4 protein-coding genes are annotated in these 7,992 nt (G+C 71.4%); 1 reads left to right on the top strand and 3 read right to left on the bottom strand.

Translation table 11 applies throughout. From position 1 onward, the window contains the following. Positions 1-9: 9 nt before the first annotated feature. A complete protein-coding gene (locus CIK77_RS14430) occupies positions 10-4,752 on the bottom strand; it encodes an Lhr family ATP-dependent helicase (protein WP_087054844.1) in 4,743 nt (1,580 codons plus the stop codon). A gap of 49 nt (positions 4,753-4,801) precedes the next feature. Further along, on the bottom strand, positions 4,802-5,683 hold the full coding sequence (locus CIK77_RS14435; protein WP_087054845.1) for a helix-turn-helix transcriptional regulator: 882 nt from the start codon (positions 5,681-5,683) through the stop codon (positions 4,802-4,804). Between the two features lie 101 nt (positions 5,684-5,784). Between CIK77_RS14435 and CIK77_RS14440 the strand changes: the two genes are divergently transcribed. Next, positions 5,785-7,194 (top strand): MFS transporter, encoded by a 1,410-nt coding sequence (locus CIK77_RS14440; RefSeq protein ID WP_087054846.1) that lies wholly within the window; start codon positions 5,785-5,787, stop codon positions 7,192-7,194. A 120-nt stretch (positions 7,195-7,314) separates the two neighbouring features. Here CIK77_RS14440 and CIK77_RS14445 read toward each other — a convergent pair. Continuing rightward, the coding region (locus CIK77_RS14445; RefSeq protein WP_147271154.1) for an ATP-binding cassette domain-containing protein at positions 7,315-7,992 on the bottom strand (678 nt) is incomplete at its 5' end.

A 7,992-nucleotide genomic window follows, 5' to 3' on the forward strand; every position in this document is an offset into this window, starting at 1 on the left:
GGCCGTGCCTCAGCTGCGGCGCAGCGTGAGTCCCTTCGTCGCCTCCACGAACCCCGCCGCGCGAAGCGCTCTGCCCAGCGGCGCCGTGTAGACGAACTCGCCGTTGGCCTGCTCGACCGTGAGGGTCTCGAGCCGGCGAGCACGGGCGGTGTCCGCAAGGCCTCGGCATGCGGCGAGCACTACGGATTCGTCGTCGGCGAAGACGAGCGCGCTCTTCCCTCCGCGCTCCAGGTACAGCACCAGCTCCCCGTCGACGAGCACGACGATTCCTCCCGCCTTGCGCCCGGGCCGGTGCTTCACGCCGTCGATCGTCGGCCACGCCAACGCCGCTCCGTACGGGTTGGCGGGGTCGGTCGCTGCGAGCATCACAGCGTGAAGGGGCGCCGGGTCGTCCTGAGCGGCGAAGTGCCGCATCCGGTCGATCGTCGTCGAAGCGGCGAACTGCGCCGCGCCGAGCTTCTCGATGAGATACCCGCGCCTGCAGTGCCCTGCCTGTTCGAGGCCGGCGAGAGTGCGGTACGCCTGCGCGAACCCGCCGGGCGTGCCCTCGCTCTGCACCGCACCGCGCGTGACGACGCCGTACCGGTCGAGCAGCAGGGAGGCGGTCGCGGCCTGCCGCACCGCGAGGTCGGCTGTGCGAGCGGGCAGCATGGACCAGCGCCCGCCTACCGTCGGTCGAGGCGCGGGTCGGTGCAGGCCGCCGCCTCGGTACGCGCGGGCCCGCGGGGGCCGTCGCTTCGCGCGGTGCGCCTGCGAGCCGCCCGCCAGCAGGGTGCGCACGGGGGAGAACGTGTCGTTGGTCGCTCTGCCCGCCCACACCAGGTTCCACAGCGCGTCGACGACAGACGTCTCCGACACCGCCGCGGCCTCGTCGTCCGGCATGCGCGAGCGGATCATGTCCGACAGCTGAGGCGCGAAGTACGCCCCGCCGAACGACAGCACGCCGAGGATGCGCTCTTCGAGGGACTCCGGCGCGAACTCCACCGCGTCATCCGGATCGGCGAGCGTCACGTCAGCGGCATCCGAGGCGTGCAGGGCGACCCAGCCGTCGCGCCCAGGCAGCGTGCCGTGGCCCGACCAGATCACTTCGCCCGTCGCGGTGAGTTCGTCGAGCATCGCCGGTGCATAGTCGCGCACCCGGCTGGGCAGGATCAGCGACTCCCAGGCGCTCGCCGGCACCGGCACTCCCGCCAGCTGTTCGATCACCGCGAGCACGCCGTCGATCCCCTCCAGCGGCCGTTCGAGGTGCTGCCAGTCGACGAGGAACCGCGCGTACGACGGCTGCGACACGGGTTCGACGCTGCCGCGCAGGGCGGCGAGCGAGCGCATCCGGATGCGCCGAAGCGCCTCGCTGTCGCACCATTCGTTCTCGTCGGAAGAGGCCCCGGAGGACAAGCCCTCCGGCAGGAAGAAGCCGCTCTGCAGGCGGCCCTGCGACTCGAGCCGCTGCAGCGTGTGGCGGGCGACCGCGACGCCGATGCCGAGCCGCTCCGCCACGGCGCGGGTCGTGAACGGGCCGTGCGTGCGGGCGTAGCGCGAGACGAGGTCGCCGAGCGGGTCGGCGACCGGCTCGAGGAAGGCGTTCGGCAGCCCGACCGGCAGCGCCGCCCCCAGCGCATCGCGCAGGCGGCCGGCGTCCTCGATGACGGCGAATCGCTGTTCGCCGGCGATCGGCACTCGGATCGCGCGCCGCTGCTGCACCAGGTGATCGAGGTATTCGGTCGCTGTCTCGACCGGTGCGGAATCGGGAGCAGGCGGCTCCCCGGCGGCGTCCTTCGGAGCGGGTGAGGCGTGCGCATCCGCCTCGGCCGCGTTGTCGGAACCGTGCACGGTGCCGTCGTCTCCGTCTCCGTCTCCGTCGCCGACGAGCCGCGCTGAGAGCTCTTCCGGCGTGAGCGGCCCGAGCAGGCGCAGCAGGTCGGCAGCGCCCTCTGCGCCCCTCGCCCTGCGATCCGGCGCGAGGCGCTGAGCCTCCGCCTCGTACTGTGCGATGACGTCGGGATCGAGCAGCTCGCGCATCTCCACGCGGCCGAGCAGTTCGCTCAGCAGTGCGGGGTCGACCGAGAGCGCCGCCGCGCGGCGCTCTGCGAGAGGGGAGTCTCCCTCGTACACGAACGCGCCGACGTAGCCGAACAGCAGGTCGCGCGCGAACGGGGAAGGCTGTGGCGTCTCGGTCTCGACGAGCCGGATGCGGCGCTCCCCGATGCCACGGGCGAGCCGCAGCAGCGCCGGCAGGTCGTAGACGTCCTGCAGCACCTCGCGCAGGGTCTCGAGGATGATCGGGAACGTCGGGTGGCGCTGCGCCACCTCGAGCAGCTGCGCCGCCTTCTGGCGCTGCTGCCACAGCGGACTGCGTTTGCCCGGCTGTGTGCGCGGCATCAGGAGTGCGCGGGCGGCGCACTCGCGGAAGCGCGACGCGAACAGCGCGGAGCCGCCGACCTCTTCTGTGACGATGTGCTCGAGCTCGTCGGGCTCGAAGACGAACAGCTCCGCGCCGGGCGGATCGGATTCCGCATCGGGAATGCGCGCGATGATGCCGTCGTCGCTGGCGACCGCTGATCCCTCGACGCCGAGTCGTTCTCTGATACGGGCGCCCACCGCCAGCGCCCACGGCGCATGCACGTGCATGCCGTACGGGGAATGCAGAATGATCCGCCAGTCGCCTACCTCGTCCTTGCCCCGCTCGACGGTGAGCGTGCGGTCGGTGGGGAGCGACCCCGTCGCATCCTTCTGCTCGGCGAGATAGTCGAGCAGGTTGCCGATCGCGCGCTCGTCGAGCCCTGCCTCGGTCAGGCGATCGGTTGCTTTCTCGCGCGATGCCGATGACAGCTCTCGCGACATCGCTCCGAGCGCCTCGCCGAGCTCCGCAGGGCGACCGAGCCCGTCGCCGTGCCAGAACGGCACGCGCCCCGGCTGGCCGAACGCCGGCACCACGTTCACGCGGTCGTGGGTGATCTCAACGATGCGCCAGCTCGTCGTTCCCAGTGTGAACACGTCGTTCACCCGCGACTCGTAGACCATCTCCTCATCGAGTTCGCCGACTCTGGCGCCTCGCGTCTCTCCTGCGACGAACACACCGAACAGGCCGCGATCCGGGATCGTGCCGCCGCTGGTCACCGCGAGACGCTGTGCACCTGGCCGTCCCTCGAGCGTGCCGGCGTCGCGATCCCACACCAGTCGCGGGCGCAGCTCGGCGAACTCGTCGGAGGGATAGCGCCCCGCGAGCAGGTCGAGCGTCGCCTCGAACGCGCTGCGGGGCAGGGACCGGAACGGCGCGGAGCGCCGCACCGTGTCGAACCAGCCCTCTACGTCGACGGGGTCGGTGGCGCACGCGGCGACCGTGTGCTGGGCGAGGATGTCGAGCGGATTCTGCGGAACCTCGATCGCCTCGATGCGCCCCGACAGCATGCGCTCGGTGACGATGGCGGTGTGCAGCACGTCTGCCCTGTGCTTCGGGAACAGGGCCGCCCGGCTGATCTCGCCCACCTGGTGCCCCGCACGTCCCACGCGCTGCAGTCCGCTCGCGGCGGATGGCGGTGCCTCCACCTGGATGACGAGATCGACGGCACCCATGTCGATGCCCAGCTCGAGGCTGCTGGTCGCCACGACGCACCGCAGCGACCCCGACTTGAGCTCGTCCTCGACCTGCGCGCGCTGCTCCTTCGACACCGACCCGTGGTGCGCCTTCGCCAGCACGGGGGCGACGCCCGCCGTCTCCGACGTGGTCGGCCCGCTCAGCGCGGCTTTCGCCGGCGGAGGCGGCTCGAGCCCCAGCCTGTCGGCGTAGATCTCGTTGAGCCGCCCCGTGAGTCGCTCCGCCAGCCTGCGCGAGTTCGCGAACACGATCGTCGATTTCTGCTCGACGATGCGGTCGACGATCGCCTCCTCCACGTGCGGCCAGATCGATCCGGTCATCTCCGTCGACTCCGGAGGCCGGAACCAGTCGTCCTCGCCCTCGTCGCCGCCGGCGGACGCGTCGGCTCCTGCACCGGCAGGCGGCGGGTTCTGCATGTCGTCGACGGGCACGGTCACCCGCAGGTCGAACGTCTTCGACGCCCGCGGCGCCACGATGTCGACGGGCGCGGCGCCGCCCAGGAACCGTGCCACCTCGTCGATCGGGCGCACCGTCGCCGACAGGCCGATGCGCTGGGCAGGGCGTCCAGCGCCGCCAGTGCCCGTGACCACGTCATCGAGGCGCTCGAGCGACACCGCGAGGTGTGCGCCCCGTTTGGTCGCCGCCACCGCGTGCACCTCGTCGACGATGACGGTGTGCACGCCGCGCAGGGTGCGTCGTGCCTGGCTCGTGAGCATCAGGTACAGCGATTCGGGTGTCGTGATCAGGATCTCCGGCGGGCTGCGCACGAGCTTCTGCCGCTCGGACGACGGAGTGTCGCCGGAGCGGACGCCGACGGTGACATCCGGAACGTCGATTCCCCGCCGTCTGCCTGCCTGCGAGATGCCCACCAGCGGTGAGCGCAGGTTGCGCTCGACGTCGACGCCCAGCGCCTTCAGCGGCGAGACGTACAGGACCCTGGTGGTCTTCTCATTCGGATCACGCGGTTCGCGGAAGGCGCGGTCGATCGCCCACAGGAACGCCGACAGTGTCTTCCCCGAGCCGGTCGGGGCCACCACGAGCGCATGGCGGCCGCGCGAGATCGCCTCCCATGCGCCGACCTGCGCGTCGGTCGGGGTGGGGAACGCACCGCGGAACCACTCCCGCGTCGCCTGCCCGAACCGATCGAGAACGTCCATTCCCCCATCCTGCCCCGTGGCTCCGACATCCGGCGACGAAGGCGCAGGGTCAGCTCGCGACGTCCGCGAGTGCGTCCTCCCTGGCCGTCCAGGCGGGCGCCGAGGCGACGAGCGACGAGAGCCGTTCGAGCCGCTCGCGAGTGGCGGCGTCGGCCGGCGACATCACGATCATCCGGGATCCGCTCGACTGGTCGAGCCACAGGCTCTGGAAGTGCACGTTCAGCGCGCCGACGCGGGGCGAGCGGTACCGGCGCAGGCGCGGTCGCTCGTCGGCCACGTCGTAGCTCTCCCACAGCCGCCGGAAGTCGTCGGAGTGCTCGACGAGGCGTTCGATCAGACGCGTCCAGCGGGGTTCGTCGCGGTGCTCCGCCTGGTGTGCGCGGAGCCTGGCCGCGATATCGGGAAGCACGAGCGACTCGTCGACGATGCTGCCGCGCCAGACCGGATCGGTGAACATCAGCCACGCGCAGTTGCGGTCATCCGGGGCGTACCGATCGAGGTCGTCGAACACGAACCTGTAGGCCCGATTCGACGCGACGATCTCGTAGCCGTCGGTCTGCACCGCGGCGGGGAACGGCAGCATCTGTTCGAGGATCGCGGCATGCGCCGGCTGCAGCGTCATCGGCGGCGCGTGCTTCGCCGGCGCATGCCCTGCCAGCACGAGCGCGTGGTGCTTTTCGGCATCGGTCATCCTGAGCACGCGTGCGACCGCGCCGATGACCTGATCCGAGACCCCGGAAGCCCTGCCCTGCTCGAGCCAGGTGTACCAGGTGATGCCGACGCCGGCGAGCTGGGCGACCTCTTCGCGGCGCAGCCCCGGCGTGCGCCGTCGACCGCTGGTGGCCAGCCCGATGACAGCGGGAGTGACTCGTTCGCGCCTGGCGCGCAGGAACGTTCCGAGCTCGCGCAGCTGAGGATCGGCTTGGGGCATGCCACCAGTCTGCGCCCGCGCGGCGATCCCTGCCAGGTGCCAGCAGTAATAGCATCAGCGGGCTTCTGGTAACAGGATGAGCCAATGGCGACTGTGGATGCATGACCTCCCAGATCGCCCCCGCACGGTCGCTCACGCGCTCGGGACTCGCCGTGCTCCTCGTCGCCTTCGGCCCCGTCAACTTCACGTTCGGATCGGTGAACGTGCTCGCCGACGACATCGGCCGCGACCTCGGCACGGGCAGCGCAGGCGAACAGCTCGTGCTCTCCGCCTACACCGCGGCCTTCGCCGCGTCGCTCGTGATCGCCGGGCGTCTCGGAGACCGGTACGGCAGGCGCCGGATGCTGGTCGTGGGCGGTCTCGGCGTCGCGGCGCTGAGCATCGCGGCGGCGTTCGTGACGAGCCTGCTGGCGCTCGTGGTGCTGCGGGTTCTGCTGGGCGTCGCGGCCGGCTTGCTCACGCCCCAGGTGCTGTCGACCATCCAGACGACGGCGGAGGGGCCGACGCGACGCACCGGCCTGATGCTCTTCGCCGCGATGAGCGGAGTCAGCACCGTGCTGGGGCAGGTCGTCGCCGGCGGCATCGCGGCAGCAGCGCCCGCCGACCTCGGCTGGCGCATCGTGCAGGTCGTGACGGGTGCGATCGCTCTCGTCGGCGTCGCCGGTCTGCGCGCCGTGCCGGAGTCGCACTCGCCTGAGCCGCTGGCCATGGATGTCAGGGGAGCCGTCACCATCGGCGCCAGCCTGCTCCTCGTGATCGTGCCGCTCACGATCGGGCCGGGTGAGGGGTGGCCCGTGTGGAGCATCGTCGCGATCGTCGTGGGAGTCGCCGCTCTCCTCGTGTTCTGGCAGCTGCAGCGCAGGTCGGAGCGTCAGAGCGTGACTCCGGTCGTGCCGCCCTCGGTGCTGCGCATCAGGGTCGTGCGGCGCGGACTCGTGATGACGCTGCTGTTCTTCGCGACATACGGCGCGTTCCTGTACGAGCTGTCCGCGCTCGCGCAGGCGCGCTTCGGCATGGGCGCGCTGGGGGCGTCTCTGCTGGTGCTCGGCTTCGGGGCGGCGTTCGTCGCCACATCGGTGCTCCTGCCCGTGCTGCTGTCGGCGGCGGGGTCTCGCACCATGATGTTCGCCGCGCTCGGCCAGGCGGCGACGCTCGCCGGCGTCGGCATTCTGTCGTTCGCCGGACGCGACGACCTCTGGTCGCTGCAGCTCGTGCTGGTCCCCCTGGGTGTGGCTCAGGCCATGATGTTCGGGCCCCTGCTGCATACCGTGCTGTCTCGGGCGCCGCATCGGGCGGCCGGCGCCGCGAGCGGGCTGTTCACCACGGTGCAGCAGGTGGGCCTCAGCCTGGGCGTCGCGCTGCTCGGCGGCGCGTTCTGGCAGATCGCCGGTGACGACAGCGCCGCGATGGACACCGCCCTCGGCACGGTGTTCGCCGTGCACACGCTGTGCGCCCTCGCCTTCGCCGCCCTCGCCCGCACCCTCGAGCGCCGCCCGCCGCCCACCGCGTAGCCCATCCGGGGCCGCGCGGCCAGTTGCGCGCAACGCAACAGAATGCGCGTTCCCGAACACGCCGCTGCGCAGAACGTGTTGACTTATGCGCATTCTGTTGCTGAACGCGCGCGATCCGGCTCACACCTCCCGCATCACCCCGTCTCGCAGTTCGAGAGTCAGATCGATGCCGAGCCGCGAGAGGAAGGCATCGTCGTGGCTGACCACCACGATCGCGCCGCGGAAGGCCGACAGCGCTCCGACCAGCTGGTCGACCGTATCGAGATCGAGGTTGTTGGTGGGCTCGTCGAGAACGAGCAGCTGCGGCGGCGGGTCGGCGAGCAGCAGCCTGGCCAGCAGCACCCGGAACCGCTCGCCGCCCGACAGCGTGCGAACCGGCCGGTCGACCGTCGCACCCCGGATGAGGAATCGCGCGAGTCGGTTGCGCAGCTCGCGATCCGGCACGTCCGGCGCCGCTGCGCGCACCGCGTCGAGCACGCTCTCATCGTCGTCGAGCCCGTCCAGCCGCTGCGGCAGGTAGCCGATGCGATCGATGTGAGCCATCGCGCTGGGAGAGGTTCCGGATGAGGCGGTCGCGGATGCGGCTCCGATCCCGGATGAGGCAGGGGCTGCCGTCTTGTCCGACCCGGGGATGAGCGCACCGACGAGCGCGTGCAGCAGCGTCGTCTTGCCCGAGCCGTTCGGCCCGATCAGCGCGATGCGTTCTGGTCCCTGCACGATCCATTGCCGCTCGGCGATGCGCGCCGCTGCCGCGGCTGTGTCGGCCGACCCCGCGGGGGCCGTGGCCGCCGCCGCAGA

The organism is Microbacterium sp. JB110 (assembly GCF_003335195.1).
Taxonomy (GTDB): domain Bacteria; phylum Actinomycetota; class Actinomycetes; order Actinomycetales; family Microbacteriaceae; genus Microbacterium.